This is a genomic window from Pseudomonas sp. 273 (assembly GCF_029201425.1).
In the GTDB taxonomy this organism is placed as follows: domain Bacteria; phylum Pseudomonadota; class Gammaproteobacteria; order Pseudomonadales; family Pseudomonadaceae; genus Pseudomonas; species Pseudomonas delhiensis.
Window position 1 is genome coordinate 7,264,320 of record NZ_CP116775.1, and the last position, 17,322, is coordinate 7,281,641.

The following is a 17,322-nucleotide window of genomic DNA, read 5'->3' on the forward strand; positions in this document are numbered from 1 at the left end:
CTGTCTGCACGACGGATACAGACGACGATGAACAGAACTATGACCCGCCTGGGCCTCGCCCTGTTGGCCGGCCTTTTCGCGCCGAGCCTGCTCGCCGCCAACCTGCAGAGCGTCGACGTGGCGTCGCTGCCGGGGGATCGCGTGGAGCTCAAGCTGGGCTTCGACGAGCCGGTGACCGCGCCGCGTGGCTACACCATCGAGCAGCCGGCGCGCATCGCGCTGGACCTGCCGGGCGTGCAGAACAAGCTGGGCAGCAAGAACCGCGAGCTGGGCGTGGGCAACGCGCGCAGCCTGACCGTGGTCGAGGCCAAGGACCGCACCCGCCTGATCATCAACCTGACCAGCCTAGTGCCGTACTCCACCCGTACCCAGGGCAACAACCTGATCATCCTGGTCGGCCAGGGCGGCGGTGCGCCGGTCGCGGCGGCCAGCTCCGCGCCAGCCGCGGCCCCGGCCTATGCCGCGGCGCCCCGCCCGGTGCAGCCCAAGCCCTATGTGCCGGTGGGCAAGGCGATCCGCAACATCGACTTCCAGCGCGGCGAGCAGGGCGAGGGCAACGTGGTCATCGACCTGTCCGACCCGAGCGTCAGCCCCGACATCCAGGAGCAGGGCGGCAAGATCCGCCTGGACTTCCCGCGCACCCAGCTGCCCGACAGCCTGCGCGTGCGCCTGGACGTGAAGGACTTCGCCACCCCGGTGCAGTTCGTCAACGCCTCGGCGGCCGGCGACAAGGCCAGCATCGTCATCGAGCCCAGCGGCCTGTACGACTACCTGGTGTTCCAGACCGACAACCGCATGACCGTCAGCATCAAGCCGATGACCGCCGGCGATGCCGAGAAGCGCAAGAAGGACAGCTTCGCCTACACCGGCGAGAAACTGTCGCTGAACTTCCAGGACATCGACGTGCGCTCGGTGCTGCAGCTGATCGCCGACTTCACCGACCTCAACCTGGTGGCCTCGGACACCGTGCAGGGCAACATCACCCTGCGCCTGCAGAACGTGCCCTGGGACCAGGCACTGGACCTGGTGCTCAAGACCAAGGGCCTGGACAAGCGCAAGGTCGGCAACGTGCTGCTGGTGGCGCCGGCCGACGAGATCGCCGCGCGCGAGCGCCAGGAGCTGGAAGCGCAGAAGCAGATCGCTGAACTTGCGCCCCTGCGCCGCGAACTGATCCAGGTGAACTACGCCAAGGCCTCCGACATCGCCAAGCTGTTCCAGTCCGTCACCGGCACCAGCTCCGGTCCGGGCGCCCAGCCTGCCGCCGGTAGCGACAACCGTGGCTCCATCACCGTCGACGACCGCACCAACGCGATCATCGCCTACCAGACCCAGGACCGCCTGGACGAGCTGCGCCGCATCGTCTCGCAGCTGGACATCCCGGTACGCCAGGTGATGATCGAGGCGCGCATCGTCGAGGCCAGCGTCGACTACACCAAGGAGCTGGGGGTGCAGTGGGGCGGTTCGCTGAACAACCGCGGCAACTTCAACATCAGCGGCGGCACCAACAGCGCGACCAACACCTTCGTCGACCTGGGCGTGACCACTGCGACGCCGACCTCCGGCATCGGCATCGGCTTCGTCACCGACAACACCACCCTGGACCTGCAGCTCAACGCCATGGAGAAGACCGGCAACGGCGAAGTGGTGTCGCAGCCCAAGGTGGTCACCTCGGACAAGGAAACCGCGAAGATCCTCAAGGGCTCGGAGATTCCCTACCAGGAAGCCAGCTCCAGCGGCGCCACCTCGGTGTCGTTCAAGGAGGCCGCGCTGTCCCTGGAGGTTACCCCGCAGATCACCCCGGACAACCGCATCATCATGCAGGTCAAGGTGAACAAGGACGAGCCCGACTACCAGAACGCGCTGCTCGGCGTACCGCCGATCAAGAAGAACGAGGTCAACGCCAAGGTGCTGGTCAACGACGGTGAAACCATCGTCATCGGCGGGGTGTTCTCCAACACCCAGACCAAGACCACCTCCAAGGTACCGTTCCTCGGCGACGTACCGGTCGTCGGCCGCCTGTTCAAGAACGACTACGTGCAGGACACCAAGAACGAGCTTCTGGTTTTCCTCACTCCCCGGATCATGAATAATCAGGCCATTGCCATCGATCGTTGATCAATGCCGTGCCCAATTTGATTCTGGTAGGCCCGATGGGTGCTGGAAAGAGCACCATCGGGCGTCTTCTTGCCAAAGAGCTGCACCTCGACTTCAAGGACTCCGACAAGGAGATCGAACAGCGCTGCGGAGCCAACATCCCCTGGATCTTCGACGTCGAGGGGGAGGCCGGCTTCCGTGAGCGGGAAACCGCCATGCTCGCCGAGCTCTGCGACGGCGATGGCGTGGTGATCGCCACCGGCGGCGGCGCCGTGCTGCGCGAGGCCAACCGCGCCGCGCTCAAGGCCGGCGGCAAGGTGGTCTACCTGCACGCCTCGGTCGACCAGCAGATCGCCCGCACCGCCCGCGACAAGAACCGGCCGCTGCTGCAGAAGCCCAACCCGGGGCAGATCCTGCGCGACCTCATGGCCCTGCGCGATCCGCTCTACCGGGAAGTCGCCGACGTGGTGGTGGAAACCGACGAGCGGCCGCCGCGCCTGGTGGTGCTGGAGATACTCGATCGCCTGCGCAGGCTGGAGCGCCATTAAAGGGCGCCCGGTTCTGCGTTATCCTAGTGCCCTTTCCTGTCTGGGGGCTTCATGCGCACACTCACTGTCGATCTCGGCGACCGCAGCTACCCGATCCACATCGGCGAAGGGCTGCTGGACGACCCGCGCCATTTCGCGCCCTACATCCGTGGGCGGCAGGTCGCCATCGTCACCAACGAGACCATCGCCCCGCTGTACCTGGCGCGCCTGCAGAAGACGCTGGCCGACTACGCGCAGATCGCCGTGGTCCTGCCCGATGGCGAGGCCTACAAGCAGTGGGAAACCCTGCAGTTGATCTTCGATGCCCTGCTGCAGGCGCGGCATGACCGCAAGACCACCCTGATCGCCCTCGGCGGCGGCGTGGTCGGCGACATGACCGGCTTCGCCGCCGCCTGCTACCAGCGCGGCGTCGACTTCATCCAGGTGCCGACCACCCTGTTGTCCCAGGTGGACTCCTCGGTGGGCGGCAAGACCGGCATCAACCACCCGCTGGGCAAGAACATGATCGGCGCCTTCTACCAGCCGCAGGCGGTGGTCATCGACGCCGCCTCGCTGCGTACGCTGCCGGCCCGCGAGCTGTCCGCCGGCCTGGCGGAAGTCATCAAGTACGGCCTGATCTGCGACGAGCCCTTCCTCGCCTGGCTGGAAGACAACGTCGATGCGCTGCTGGCGCTCGACTCCGCCGCCCTGGCCGAAGCCATCGAGCGTTCCTGCGCGGCCAAGGCACGCGTGGTGGGCGCCGACGAACGGGAGTCCGGGGTGCGCGCTACCCTGAACCTGGGCCACACCTTCGGCCACGCCATCGAGACCCACATGGGCTATGGCGTCTGGCTGCACGGCGAAGCCGTGGGCGCGGGAACCGTGATGGCACTGCAGATGTCGCATCTGTTGGGCTGGCTGACCGCCGCCGAGCGCGATCGTGGCGTGCGCCTGCTGCAGCGGGCGAAACTGCCGGTAGTGCCGCCGAAGGAAATGAGCGCCGGGGACTTCCTCGAGCACATGGCGGTGGACAAGAAGGTGCTCGACGGCCGTCTGCGCCTCGTATTGCTGAAAGGGCTGGGGGATGCGGTGGTCACTGCGGACTTCCCTCGTGAGATTCTGGAAGAAACCCTGCGTGCTGATTACCAGGCCCTGGTCGATCAGTTAGGAGAACATTGAGGTCCCATGTCCAGCTTGCATGCCGATGAGGCCTTCCTGGCCCACTACCAGTTCAGCCACGACCCCTTCGCTCCGCGGGTTCCTGGCTTCAAGTTCTTCCCGGCACAGCGCAAGCCGGTGCTGGGCCAACTGCACCACCTGGCGCGCTACAGCCACCTGCTGCTGGCGGTGACCGGTCCCCTGGGCAGCGGCAAGACCCTGCTGCGCCAGGCCCTGGTGGCCAGCACCAACAAGGACGCGGTGTCCAGCGTGGTGATCTCCGGCCGCTCGGCGGCCGACGAGGCCACCCTGATGCGCCAGCTGGCCCAGGGCCTGGGCATCACTCAGGTGAGCATCGAGGCCATCCTGGCCAAGGTCGCCCAGCTGGCGATCACCGGGCAGGACGTCTACCTGCTGGTGGACGATGCCGAGCAATTGCGCGACGGCGCCCTCGAAGTGCTGCTGTTGCTGGCCGCCGGCAACAGCGAGGCGCGCCTGCACGTGTTCCTGTTCGGCGAGCCCGAGCTGCTGTCGCGGCTGGAGGCGCTGTCCGAGGGCGAGGAACGCTTCCACGCCATCGAGTTGCAGCCCTACAGCGAGGAAGAGACCCGCGAATACCTGGCGCAGCGCCTGGAAGGCGCCGGCCAGGGCGCGGAGCTGATTTCCGACGACCTGCTGGCCGACATCCACGAGCAATCCGGCGGCTGGCCGGGCTCGATCAACCAGGTGGCCCGCGATGCCCTGATCGAGGCGATGCTGGCCGACCGTGGTGGTGCCCGCAAGGCTGCCCCCGGCGCCGGCCTGCGCCTGCCGAAGAAGCATCTGCTGATCCTCGGCGTGGTCGCCATCGGCGTGGTCGCCGCCTGGTTCATGCAGGGCCGCACCAGCAAGCCGGATAGCGCCGCCACCCAGGCTTCCGCGCAACTGCCGATGGGCTCCGCCGCGCAACCGGGCGCCGCCCAGGCGCCGGCCTCGGGTTCCGGCCCCTCGGTGGAATTCGCCGGCTCCAACCAGCCGGTGCCGCTGCCGCTGGTGGGCGAGGCCCAGCCGGTGATCCGCGAGCCCATGGCCCAGGCCGGTGGCCAGGAAGATGCCGACGAGGGCGCCATGCCCGCGCCAGGCGTGCCGCCGACCGTGACCACCTCCGCACCGCCGCTCGCGCCGCTGGCCGGCAAGAGCGCGGCGCAACCGCTGAACCCGGTGCCGCCGGCGCCGAGCGTGGCGAGCGCTCCGGCGCAGCCGGTGGTTTCGGCGCCGGCTCCCGTGCCGGCGCCGGCCAGCAAGCCGGTGGCCAAGGCCGAGCCGGTCAAGCCGGTCGCCAAGCCCGCGGCCAAGCCGGCCGAGCCCAAGGCCGTGGCCAAGGCGGCGCCGAGCAAGCCTGCCGCCGCCCCGGCCAAGGCCAGCGCCGCCGCCGGTGGTGCCGGCAGCCAGTGGTATCGCTCGCAGCCCGCGGGGAATTATGCTGTGCAGGTACTGGGCACCGGCTCCGAGGCCAGCGCCAAGGCCTACATCAGCAAGCAGGGTGGCGGCGAGTACCGCTACTTCCGCAAGACCCTGCAGGGCAAGCCGTTCTACGTGGTGACCTACGGCAGCTTCCCCAGCCGCGCCGCCGCCCAGGCCGCGGTGAAGAGCCTGTCGGCCAAGGCCCAGGGCGGCAAACCCTGGCCGCGCACCTTCGCCAGCATCCAGCAGGAAATCGCCGGCGCCCACTGACGGCACTGTCGCAAAAATGAAAACCCGCCAGTCACAAGCACGACTGGCGGGTTTTTTCTTTCAGGAATGCGACATTCAGTTTCAGCCCCTCGCCAAAAATTTGTGACGCGCCTTTTACCTATGTACAATGGCCTCCCTTTGCCTGTCGGAAACTTGCCGCTTGAGCGAGAAGACAGGCGAAGTCGCTGAATTAAAAAAGTTTTGCCGGTGAGAGTTCCCTATGAAAGCAGGTCTGTACCATCCTGAGACGTTCAAGGATAACTGCGGATTCGGCCTGATCGCCCATATGCAGGGCGAGCCAAGCCATGAACTTCTGCAAACCGCCATCGAAGCACTGACCTGCATGACCCACCGAGGTGGGATCAACGCGGACGGGAAGACCGGGGACGGCTGTGGGCTGCTGATCCAGAAGCCCGACGAGTTCCTGCGTGCGGTGGCCAAGGCCGAATTCGCGACCGACCTGCCCGCCCAGTATGCGGTGGGCATGGTCTTCTTCAACCAGGACCCGGTGAAGGCCGAGGCCGCTCGCGCGAACATGAACCGCGAGATCGAGGCCGAAGGCCTGCAACTGGTCGGCTGGCGCAAGGTGCCGATCGACACCAGCGTGCTCGGCCGCCTGGCCCTGGAGCGCCTGCCGCAGATCGAGCAGGTGTTCGTCGGCGGCGAAGGCCTGTCCGACCAGGACTTCGCCGTGAAGCTGTTCTGCGCCCGCCGCCGTTCCTCGGTGGCCAACGCCGCGGATGCCGACCACTACGTCTGCAGCTTCTCGCACAAGACCATCATCTATAAGGGCCTGATGATGCCGGCGGACCTCGCCGCCTTCTATCCGGACCTCTCGGACGAGCGCCTGAAGACCGCCATCTGCGTCTTCCACCAGCGCTTCTCCACCAACACCCTGCCGAAGTGGCCGCTGGCCCAGCCGTTCCGCCTGCTGGCGCACAACGGCGAGATCAACACCATCACCGGCAACCGCAACTGGGCCCAGGCCCGGCGCAGCAAGTTCACCAACGAGTTCATGCCGAACCTCGACGAGCTGGGCCCGCTGGTCAATCGCGTGGGTTCGGACTCCTCCAGCATGGACAACATGCTCGAGCTGATGGTCACCGGCGGCATGGACATGTTCCGCGGCCTGCGCATGATCATTCCGCCGGCCTGGCAGAACGTCGAGACCATGGACGCCGACCTGCGCGCGTTCTATGAATTCAACTCGCTGCACATGGAGCCGTGGGACGGCCCCGCCGGCGTGGTGCTGACCGACGGCCGCTATGCCGTGTGCCTGCTCGACCGCAACGGCCTGCGCCCGGCGCGCTGGGTCACCACCAGGAACGGCTACATCACCCTGGCCTCGGAAATCGGCGTGTGGGACTACAAGGCCGAGGACGTGCTGGCCAAGGGCCGCGTCGGCCCGGGGCAGATCCTCGCGGTGGACACCGAGACCGGCCAGCTGCTGCAGACCGAGGACATAGACAACCGCCTGAAGTCGCGCCACCCCTACAAGCAGTGGTTGCGCCAGAGCGCGCTGCGCATCCAGGCGACCCTGGAGGACGACCAGGGCGTGGCCAGCTACGACAGCGACCAGCTCAAGCAGTACATGAAGATGTTCCAGGTCACCTTCGAGGAGCGTGACCAGGTGCTGCGCCCGCTCGCCGAGCAGGGCCAGGAAGCGGTCGGCTCGATGGGCGACGACACCCCGATGGCGGTGCTGTCCAAGCGCATCCGCTCGCCCTACGACTACTTCCGCCAGGTCTTCGCCCAGGTCACCAACCCGCCGATCGACCCGCTGCGCGAGGCGATCGTGATGTCCCTGGAAACCTGCCTGGGCGTCGAGCAGAACATCTTCGAAGAGTCGCCGCACCACGCCAACCAGGCCATCCTGACCACCCCGGTGATCTCCCCGGCGAAGTGGCGCAGCCTGATGAACCTGGAGCGCCCGGGCTTCGACCGTCACCACATCGACCTGAACTACGACGAGACCGTCGGCCTGGAAGCGGCCGTGCGCAACATCGCCGACCAGGCCGAGGAAGCCGTGCGCGCCGGCAAGGTGCTGCTGGTGCTGTCCGACCGCCACATCGCCCCCGGCAAGCTGCCGGTGCACGCGGCCCTGGCCGTGGGCGCCGTGCACCATCGCCTGGTGCAGACCGGCCTGCGCTGCGACTCCAACATCCTGGTGGAGACCGCCACCGCCCGTGACCCGCACCACTTCGCGGTGCTGGTGGGCTTCGGCGCCTCCGCGGTCTACCCGTTCCTCGCCTACGAGGTGCTGGCCGACCTGATCCGCACCGGTGAAGTGCTGGGCGACCTCTACGAGGTGTTCAAGTACTACCGCAAGGGCATCTCCAAGGGCCTGATGAAGATCCTCTCGAAGATGGGCATCTCCACCGTGGCTTCGTACCGCGGCGCCCAGCTGTTCGAGGCGATCGGCCTGTCCGACGAGGTCACCGGCCTGTGCTTCCCGGGCGTGCCCAGCCGCATCCAGGGCGCGCGCTTCCTCGACATCGAGAACGAGCAGAAACTGCTGGCCGGCGAGGCCTGGAACAACCGCAAGGCGATCCAGCAGGGCGGCCTGCTGAAGTTCGTCTACGGCGGCGAGTACCACGCCTACAACCCGGACGTGGTCAACACCCTGCAGGCCGCCGTGCAACAGGGCGACTACGAGAAGTTCAAGGAATACACCGCGCTGGTGGACAAGCGCCCGGTGTCGATGCTCCGCGACCTGCTGCAGGTGAAGCCCGTCGAGCAGCCGCTGAGCCTCGACGAGATCGAGCCGCTGGAGTCGATCTTCAAGCGCTTCGACGCCGCCGGCATCTCCCTCGGCGCGCTGTCGCCGGAGGCCCACGAGGCCCTGGCCGAGGCGATGAACCGCCTTGGCGGGCGTTCCAACTCCGGTGAGGGCGGCGAGGACCCGGCGCGCTACGGCACGCTGAAGAGCTCGAAGATCAAGCAGGTGGCCACCGGCCGCTTCGGCGTGACCCCGGAATACCTGGTCAACGCCGAGGTCCTGCAGATCAAGGTGGCCCAGGGCGCCAAGCCCGGCGAGGGCGGCCAGCTGCCCGGCGGCAAGGTCAACGGCCTGATCGCCCGCCTGCGCTATGCGGTGCCCGGCGTGACCCTGATCTCTCCGCCGCCGCACCACGACATCTACTCCATCGAGGACCTGGCGCAACTGATCTTCGACCTCAAGCAGGTCAACCCGCAGGCGCTGGTGTCGGTGAAGCTGGTCTCCGAGCCGGGCGTGGGCACCATCGCCGCCGGCGTGGCCAAGGCCTATGCCGACCTGATCACCATCTCCGGCTACGACGGTGGTACCGGCGCCTCGCCCATCACCTCCATCAAGTACGCCGGTAGCCCGTGGGAGCTCGGCCTGGCCGAGGCGCACCAGACCCTGCGCGGCAACGACCTGCGCGGCAAGGTCCGCGTGCAGACCGACGGTGGCCTGAAGACCGGCCTGGACGTGATCAAGGCGGCCATCCTCGGCGCCGAGAGCTTCGGCTTCGGCACCGCGCCGATGATCGCCCTGGGCTGCAAGTACCTGCGCATCTGCCACCTGAACAACTGCGCCACCGGCGTGGCCACCCAGAACGACAAGCTGCGCAAGGACCACTTCATCGGCACCGTCGAGATGGTGACGAACTTCTTCACCTTCATCGCCAGCGAGACCCGCGAGTGGCTGGCCAGGCTGGGCGTGCGCAGCCTCGCCGAGCTGATCGGGCGCACCGACCTGCTGGAAATCCTGCCCGGCGAGACCGCCAAGCAGGGCAACCTCGACCTCACGCCGCTGCTGGGCAGCGACCTGATCCCGGCCGAGAAGCCGCAGTTCTGCGAAGTGGAGAAGAACCCGCCGTTCGACCAGGGCCTGCTGGCCGAGAAGATGGTCGAGCTGGCCCGCGGCGCCATCGAAGGCGCCAAGGGTGGCGAGTACGCGCTGGACATCTGCAACTGCGACCGTTCCATCGGCGCGCGCGTGTCCGGCGAGATCGCCAAGGTCCACGGCAACCAGGGCATGGCCAAGGCGCCGATCACCTTCCGCTTCAAGGGCACCGCGGGGCAGAGCTTCGGCGTGTGGAACGCCGGCGGCCTGCACCTGTACCTGGAAGGCGACGCCAACGACTACGTGGGCAAGGGCATGACCGGCGGCAAGCTGGTGGTCACCCCGCCCAAGGGCAGCCCGTTCAAGACCCAGGAGTCGGCCATCCTCGGCAACACCTGCCTGTACGGCGCCACCGGCGGCAAGCTGTTCGCCGCCGGCACCGCGGGCGAGCGCTTCGGCGTGCGCAACTCCGGCGCCCACGCGGTGGTGGAAGGCACTGGCGACCACTGCTGCGAATACATGACCGGCGGTTTCGTCTGCGTACTGGGCAAGACCGGCTACAACTTCGGCTCCGGCATGACCGGGGGCTTCGCCTATGTCCTGGACATGGACAACACCTTCGTCGACCGTGTGAACCATGAGCTGGTGGAAATCCAGCGGATCAGCGGCGAGTCGATGGAGGCCCAGCGCAGCCACCTGCGCAAGGTCCTGGTGGAATATGTCGAGGAAACGGCGAGCGAGTGGGGTGCGAACCTGCTGGAGAACCTCGACGACTACCTGCGTCGGTTCTGGCTGGTGAAACCGAAGGCCGCCAGCCTCGGTTCCCTGCTGACCAGCACCCGTGCCAACCCGCAGTGAAGCCGCTATAGGCGCCAGGCCACAGGCTGCAGGCCGGCCTGGCCCTTACCGTGTAGTTTGCCTGCGGCCCGCAGCCTGAAGCCTGCGGCCGCTGTAAATGAGGTCTTGAAATGTCTGAACGTCTCAACAATGACTTCCAGTTCATCGAAGTCGGGCGCAAGGATCCGAAGAAGAAACTGCTGCGCCAGCGCAAGCGCGAGTTCGTGGAAATCTACGACCTGTTCAAGCCGCAGCAGGCGGCCGACCAGGCTCACCGCTGCCTCGGCTGCGGCAACCCGTACTGCGAGTGGAAGTGCCCGGTACACAACTTCATCCCCAACTGGCTGAAGCTGGTTTCCGAAGGCAACATCCTGGCCGCCGCCGAGCTGTCGCACCAGACCAACACCCTGCCGGAAGTCTGCGGCCGGGTGTGCCCGCAGGACCGCCTCTGCGAGGGGGCCTGCACCCTCAACGACGGCTTCGGCGCGGTGACCATCGGTTCGGTGGAGAAGTACATCACCGACACCGCCTTCGCCATGGGCTGGCGCCCGGACATGTCCAAGGTCAAGCCCACCGGCAAGCGCGTCGCGGTGATCGGCGCGGGCCCGGCCGGCCTGGGCTGCGCCGACGTGCTGGTGCGCAACGGCGTGACCCCGGTGGTGTTCGACAAGAACCCGGAGATCGGCGGCCTGCTGACCTTCGGCATCCCCGAGTTCAAGCTGGAAAAGACCGTGCTCAGCCGCCGTCGTGAAGTCTTCACCGGCATGGGCATCGAGTTCCGCCTGAACACCGAGATCGGCAAGGACGTGACCATGCAGCAACTGCTCGACGAGTTCGACGCGGTGTTCATGGGCATGGGTACCTACACCTACATGAAAGGCGGCTTCCCCGGCGAGGACCTGCCCGGCGTGCACGACGCGCTGGACTTCCTGATCGCCAACGTGAACCGCAACCTGGGCTTCGAGAAGTCCCCCGAGGACTTCGTCGACATGAAGGGCAAGCGCGTGGTGGTCCTGGGTGGTGGCGACACCGCGATGGACTGCAACCGCACCTCGATCCGCCAGGGCGCCAAGGCCGTGACCTGCGCCTACCGCCGCGACGAGGCGAACATGCCCGGCTCGCGCAAAGAGGTGAAGAACGCCAAGGAAGAGGGCGTGAAGTTCCTCTTCAACCGCCAGCCCATCGCCATCGTCGGCGAGGACAAGGTGGAAGGCGTGAAGGTGGTCGAGACCCGTCTGGGCGAACCGGACGCCCGCGGCCGCCGCAGCCCCGAGCCGATCCCGGGCTCCGAGGAGATCATCCCGGCCGAAGCCGTGCTGATCGCCTTCGGCTTCCGCCCGAGCCCGGCTCCCTGGTTCGACGAGCACCAGGTCGAGATCGACAACCAGGGCCGCGTCATCGCCCCGGCCGCCGCGCAGTTCAAGCACCAGACCAGCAACCCGAAGATCTTCGCCGGCGGCGACATGGTCCGCGGTTCCGACCTGGTGGTGACGGCGATCTTCGAAGGGCGCACTGCGGCGGAAGGCATCCTCGATTACCTCGGCGTCTGACACCTGCTTTTGTAGGAGCGAGCTTGCTCGCGAACAAACCCCGCAGCGGGGCCAGGGTTCGCGAGCAAGCTCGCTCCTACGAAAAGCAAAGGCACATGGCGCTGCGGCAGAATGCCGCGATGGACAAAAGGCACGGCCCCCGCCGTGCCTTTTGCTTTGGGCTTTGCGAAAATGCCCGCACTTTTTTGCCGGATGCCGCCATGACTGCCCTGAAGAACGATCGCTTCCTCCGTGCCCTGCTCAAGCAGCCCGTCGACGTCACCCCCGTGTGGATGATGCGCCAGGCCGGCCGCTATCTCCCGGAATACCGCGCCACCCGCGCCAAGGCCGGGGACTTCATGAGCCTGTGCATGAACCCGCAGCTGGCCTGCGAGGTGACCCTGCAGCCGCTGGACCGCTACCCGCAGCTGGACGCGGCGATCCTCTTCTCCGACATCCTCACCATCCCCGACGCCATGGGCCAGGGCCTGTACTTCGAGACCGGCGAAGGTCCGCGCTTCAGGAAGGTGGTCTCCAGCCTGGCGGACATCGAGGCGCTGCCTATCCCCGACCCGGAGAAGGACCTGGGCTACGTCATGGACGCAGTGCGCACCATCCGCCGCGAGCTGAACGGCCGGGTGCCGCTGATCGGTTTCTCCGGCAGCCCCTGGACCCTGGCCACCTACATGGTCGAGGGCGGCTCCAGCAAGGACTTCCGCAAGTCCAAGGCGATGCTCTACGACAACCCGCAGGCCATGCACGCGCTGCTCGACAAGCTGGCGCAGTCGGTGACCAGCTACCTCAACGGGCAGATCCGCGCCGGCGCCCAGGCCGTGCAGATCTTCGACTCCTGGGGCGGCAGCCTGTCGTCGGCGGCCTACCAGGAGTTCTCCCTGGCCTACATGAAGAAGATCGTCGACGGCTTGGTCCGCGAGCACGACGGCCGCCAGGTGCCGGTGATCCTCTTCACCAAGGGCGGCGGCCTGTGGCTGGAGTCCATGGCCGAGGTCGGCGCCGAGGCCCTGGGCCTGGACTGGACCTGCGACATCGGCAGTGCCCGCGCCCGTGTCGGCGACAAGGTGGCACTGCAGGGCAACATGGACCCGTCGGTGCTCTATGCCAACCCGGAAGCCATCCGCCGCGAGGTGGCGCGCATCCTCGGCGCCTACGGCCAGGGCAGCGGCCACGTGTTCAACCTCGGCCACGGCATCACCCCGGAAGTCGACCCGGCCCATGCCGGCGCCTTCTTCGAGGCAGTGCACGAACTGTCGGCGCAGTATCACTGACGCGTAGGGCGAATAACCGTTCGCGGTTATCCGCCGCCGGCCGGAGCATCGGTGCCCGGGGATGGCGGCGGATAACGCCGTAGGCGTTATGCGCCCTACGGGCCGGGCGGGAAATTCGCTGCCAATCTGTAGGAGCGGGCCCTGCCCGCGATTCGCGCGCAGGGCGCGCTCCTACGAAACATGCACCCAACGAAAAGGCCCCGCCATCGGCGGGGCTTTTTCATGGGCGCGATGGCTCAGGCGGCGTCGGCGACGATACCGGCGGCGCGCTGGGCCTTGCGGCGGTTCGACACCAGCAGGCCGGAGCACACCACCACTATGGTCAGCAGGGCGGTGGCGACCACCTCCATGCGGTGGTCCGGGCGGATCATCATGATCACCAGCGCGGCGCCGATGAACAGGATCACCGCCCAGGTCAGCCAGGGGAACAGCCACATCTTCAGCGTCAGCTGGTGGCCCTGGGCGAGCAGCTTCTTGCGCATGTTTAGCTGCGAGATGGCGATCACCAGGTACACCAGCAGGGCGATGGCGCCGGAGCTGGCCAGCAGGAAGTTGAACACTTCGGCCGGGGCCAGGTAGTTGGCGAAGGTGCACAGGAAGGCCATGGCGGTGGACAGCAGTACCGCGTACACCGGGGTGCGGCTGGCGCTGGTCACCTGGGCGATGCGCGGGGCGTCGCCGCGCTTGCTCAGCGAGTACATCATCCGCGAGGCGGTGTAGAGCGCCGAGTTCAGGCAGCTGGTCACCGAGACCAGGACGATGATGTCGACGATCAGCTTGGCGTAGGGCACGTGCAGCTGGTCCAGCACGGTCTGGTAGGAGCCCATGCTCACCAGGCGCGGGTCGTTCCACGGCACCAGGCAGACCACGATCAGGATCGACAGCAGGTAGAACAGGGCAATACGCCAGATCACCGAGTTGGTGGCGCGGGTGATCTGCTGCGCCGGGTCCTTGGACTCGGTGGCGGCGATGGTGACGATCTCCGAGCCCATGAACGAGAACATGGTGGTCAGCAGGGCGGCCAGCACGGCGCCCCAACCCTTGGGAATGAAGCCGCCCTCGGCGTACAGGTGGCTGATGCCGCTGACCTCGGTGTTCAGCGAGAAGCCGAAGATGGCCGCGCAGCCCAGGACCAGGAAGGCGATGATCGAGCCGACCTTGATCAGCGCCAGCCAGAACTCGAACTCGCCGTAGTTCTTCACGCTGAACAGGTTGGTCACGGTCAGTGCCGAGGTGATCACGAAGGCCAGCACCCAGACCGGCGCGCCGGGGAACCAGGCGTGGATGATGGCCGCGGCGGCGTTGGCCTCCAGCGGGATCACCAGCACCCAGAACCACCAGTACAGCCAGCCGATGGTGAAACCGGCCCAGTGGCCGATGGCGCGGTCGGCGTAGGTGGAGAAGGAGCCGCTGTCCGGCTGCGCGACGGCCATTTCGGCCAGCATGCGCATGACCAGGACCACCAGCAGGCCGGCGACCAGGTAGGAGACCATGACGCCCGGGCCGGCTTCGGCGATGGCGTGGCCGGAGCCGACGAAGAGGCCGGCGCCGATGGCCCCGGCGATGGACAGCATGGTGACGTGGCGGTTCTTCAGGCCCTGGGCCAGACCGGCGGATGGGGTACTGCTCATGCGTTACCTACAGCGAGAAAAGGAAGGAAATGCGTCCTGCGCAGCCGAAGCCGTTTTGATAATCCAACGAGGTGTTCCTTTTCCTGAACGCAAGATGTGCGCCATATTTTGTTACGACCTTGGTCGTAGGCGCGAAATTTCTGGGTAGAAGCGCCACAACGCCCCAGGCTAGAGGCGTTGCGTTCACAGGTATGTCATATCTGGAGGCGACACTGGCATATCCGTCGCCGACATGACTTCAATTGAGTGTGTAGAAAATACTCAATTGTGCGAGGCGCTCAAAGCGGGAAGGGTGCGCGGTAACATTGCCAGGCGCGCCAGGTGCAGGGCCACCAGCACGGCGACCGCCAGCAGCGCGGCGATGAACAGGCCCACGCCGGTCCAGCCGAAGTGGTGCCAGAACACCCCGCCGGTGGTACCGGCCACGCTGGAGCCCAGGTAGTAGCTGAACAGGTACAGCGACGAGGCCTGGCCCTTGGCCTTCAGCGCGCGGCGGCCGATCCAGCTGCTGGCCACCGAGTGCGCGGCGAAGAAGCCGAAGGTGAACAGCAGCATGCCCGCGACTATCAGCGGCAGCGTCGGCAGCAGGGTCAGCAGCAGGCCGCTGAGCATCAGCACTATCACCGCCCAGAGCACCTTGCGCCGGCCCAGGCGGTCGGCCAGCGAGCCGACCCAGGCGGAGCTGTAGATGCCCACCAGGTACACCAGCGAGAGTACGCCGACCACGGCCTGGCTCAGGTGGTAGGGGTCGGCCAGCAGGCGGTAGCCGATGTAGTTGAACAGGGTGACGAAGGCGCCCATCAGCAGGAAGCCCTCGAGGAACAGCCAGGGCAGGCCGGCATCGCGCAGGTGCGAGGCGAAGCCGTCGGCCAGTTGCCGGAGGTTCAGCGGCGTGGGGCGGAAGTTGCGCGATTCCGGGAGGATGCGCCAGAACACCACGGCGGCGAGCAGCGCCAGGCCGCCGAGGATGGCGATGGCGGCGTGCCAGGACACGAAGTCCACCAGCACCCCGGTGATCAGCCGGCCGCTCATGCCGCCGATGGCGTTGCCGCCGATGTACAGCCCCATGGACAGGCCGATGTGCTGCGGGTGGATTTCCTCGCTCAGGTAGGTCATGCCCACCGCGGCCAGGCCGCTGAGCGACAGGCCGACCAGCGCGCGCATGGCCAGCACCCCGTGCCAGGTGGGCATCACCGCGCTGGCCAGGGTGAAGAGGGCGGCGAAGGCCAGCGAGGCGACCATGATCGGCTTGCGCCCGATGGCGTCGGAAATCGGCCCGGTGACCAGCAGGCCGAGGGCCATCATGATGGTCGCGATGGACAGCACCAGGCTGCTCTGGGCGGCGGACAGGGCGAAGGTCTGCGACAGCACCGGCATCATCGGCTGCACGCAGTAGAGCAGGGCGAAGGTGGCGAAGCCGCCGGAGAACAGCGCAAGCGAGGTGCGCATAAAGGCCGGGGTGCCTTTCTCGATGTAGCTCTCGATGTCGTTCACGGCGCCGGCCAGCGCCTGGTTGGCCGCTTCGGCGGCCTGCAGCAAGGCGGGTTCGGAATCCGACGAAGCCCGCACGGCAGAGTGACTCACAACTCACCTCGATTCTGGGAAGGGGTGCGCCTCGCGGCGAGCGAATACGGCCCGCGCAGCCAGGCTGGCAGAAAGTGGAAAGTCGTTGTTGGGCTTATGTGACAAGGATAGGGAAGGGCTTTTATTATTTCCAATATATTGATCGACACGTTTGATATGTAATTCGAATCATTGAGGTGCCCCATGGAGCTGCGCCACCTGCGTTACTTCATCGCCGTCGCCGAAGAACTGCATTTCGGCCGCGCCGCCGAGGCCCTGGGTATCTCCCAGCCGCCGCTGAGCCAGCAGATCCAGGCGCTGGAGGAGGAGATAGGCGCGCGCCTGCTGGAGCGCACCAACCGCCGGGTGGCGCTGACCGAGGCGGGCCGGCTGTTCCTCGACGAAGCCCGCCAGGTGCTCGCCCAGGTCGACCGCGCGGTGCTGCTGGCGCGCCGTGCGCACCAGGGCGAACTGGGCGAGCTGCGCATCGGCTTCACCGCCTCGGCGCCCTTCACCTCGGCCATCCCGCGCAGCATCCACGCCTTCCGCCAGGCCTACCCCGAGGTGCACCTGGACCTGCAGGAGATGAGCAGCCGGCAGATCGTCGAGGCGCTGCAGGAAGAGCGCCTGCAGGTCGGGGTGATCCGCTCCTTCCAGCTGCCGGCCTCGCTGGAGGCGGTGGAGCTGTTCAGCGAGCCGCTGGTGGCGGTGCTGCGCGCCGACCACCCGCTGGCCCGCGAATCGCTGGAAGGCCTGGAGCTGGCGGCGCTGGCCGACGAGCCCTTCGTGTTCTTCCCGCGCAGCTACGGCACCGGCCTCTACGACCAGTTGCAGGCGCTGGCGCGGCAGGCCGGCTTCACCCCGCGCATCAGCCAGGAGGCCGGCGAGGCCATGACCATCATCGGCCTGGTGGCGGCGGGCCTGGGCGTGTCCATGCTACCCGGCTCGTTCCGCCGCACGCGGGTGGACGGGGTGGTCTACCGCACCCTGCTGGACCCCGGCGCGACCAGTTCGGTATGGCTGGTGCGGCGGCGCAGCGAAAGCTCGCCGGCGGCGCTCGCCTTCATCGAGCTGGTCACCCGCGGCGCGGCGGCCTAGCCGCCCGGCGGCATGCGCAAGTGCTCGCCCTCGTCATGGGCATTGCATAGAATCCGGTGTCACTTGAACGGCTTGGAG

The 17,322-nt window shown here is 67.1% G+C and carries 10 protein-coding genes; 8 read left to right on the forward strand and 2 right to left on the reverse strand.

All coding sequences use genetic code 11. The features are described 5' to 3' along the window. Positions 1–27: 27 nt before the first annotated feature. The 7 genes from pilQ (at position 28) to hemE (ending at position 12,952) form a co-directional block, all read left to right on the forward strand. The gene (gene pilQ, locus PKO50_RS33220) at positions 28–2,115 is read left to right on the forward strand and encodes a type IV pilus secretin PilQ (RefSeq protein ID WP_275628371.1); all 2,088 of its coding nucleotides are present in this window, start codon (positions 28–30) and stop codon (positions 2,113–2,115) included. 8 nt (positions 2,116–2,123) lie between these two features. After that, positions 2,124–2,642, forward strand: coding sequence for a shikimate kinase AroK (gene aroK / locus PKO50_RS33225; RefSeq protein WP_089390050.1), 519 nt, complete (start codon positions 2,124–2,126; stop codon positions 2,640–2,642). A 51-nt stretch (positions 2,643–2,693) separates the two neighbouring features. After that, on the forward strand, positions 2,694–3,800 hold the full coding sequence (aroB, locus tag PKO50_RS33230; RefSeq protein WP_275628372.1) for a 3-dehydroquinate synthase: 1,107 nt from the start codon (positions 2,694–2,696) through the stop codon (positions 3,798–3,800). Between the two features lie 6 nt (positions 3,801–3,806). Continuing rightward, positions 3,807–5,492 (forward strand): AAA family ATPase, encoded by a 1,686-nt coding sequence (locus PKO50_RS33235; protein ID WP_275628373.1) that lies wholly within the window; start codon positions 3,807–3,809, stop codon positions 5,490–5,492. A 220-nt stretch (positions 5,493–5,712) separates the two neighbouring features. Continuing rightward, positions 5,713–10,158 carry a glutamate synthase large subunit gene (gltB, locus tag PKO50_RS33240; protein WP_275628374.1) on the forward strand — a complete coding sequence of 1,482 codons (4,446 nt, stop codon included), beginning with the start codon at positions 5,713–5,715 and terminating at the stop codon, positions 10,156–10,158. A 110-nt stretch (positions 10,159–10,268) separates the two neighbouring features. Further along, complete coding sequence (locus tag PKO50_RS33245; protein WP_109933147.1) at positions 10,269–11,687, forward strand: FAD-dependent oxidoreductase; 1,419 nt, start codon at positions 10,269–10,271, stop codon at positions 11,685–11,687. A 200-nt stretch (positions 11,688–11,887) separates the two neighbouring features. Continuing rightward, the gene (gene hemE / locus PKO50_RS33250; protein WP_109933148.1) at positions 11,888–12,952 is read left to right on the forward strand and encodes a uroporphyrinogen decarboxylase; all 1,065 of its coding nucleotides are present in this window, start codon (positions 11,888–11,890) and stop codon (positions 12,950–12,952) included. 236 nt (positions 12,953–13,188) lie between these two features. Here hemE and gabP read toward each other — a convergent pair whose 3' ends face one another. Together gabP and PKO50_RS33260 are read right to left on the reverse strand one after the other, a co-directional pair. Further along, positions 13,189–14,583 carry a GABA permease gene (gene gabP / locus PKO50_RS33255; protein ID WP_275628375.1) on the reverse strand — a complete coding sequence of 465 codons (1,395 nt, stop codon included), beginning with the start codon at positions 14,581–14,583 and terminating at the stop codon, positions 13,189–13,191. A gap of 261 nt (positions 14,584–14,844) precedes the next feature. Further along, positions 14,845–16,167 (reverse strand): MFS transporter, encoded by a 1,323-nt coding sequence (locus PKO50_RS33260; RefSeq protein ID WP_275628376.1) that lies wholly within the window; start codon positions 16,165–16,167, stop codon positions 14,845–14,847. A gap of 183 nt (positions 16,168–16,350) precedes the next feature. On the opposite strand from PKO50_RS33260, the gene PKO50_RS33265 reads away from it, so the two are divergent. Further along, positions 16,351–17,244: a LysR family transcriptional regulator gene (locus PKO50_RS33265; protein ID WP_275628377.1), complete on the forward strand. Its 894-nt coding sequence runs from the start codon at positions 16,351–16,353 to the stop codon at positions 17,242–17,244. Positions 17,245–17,322 lie beyond the last annotated feature (78 nt).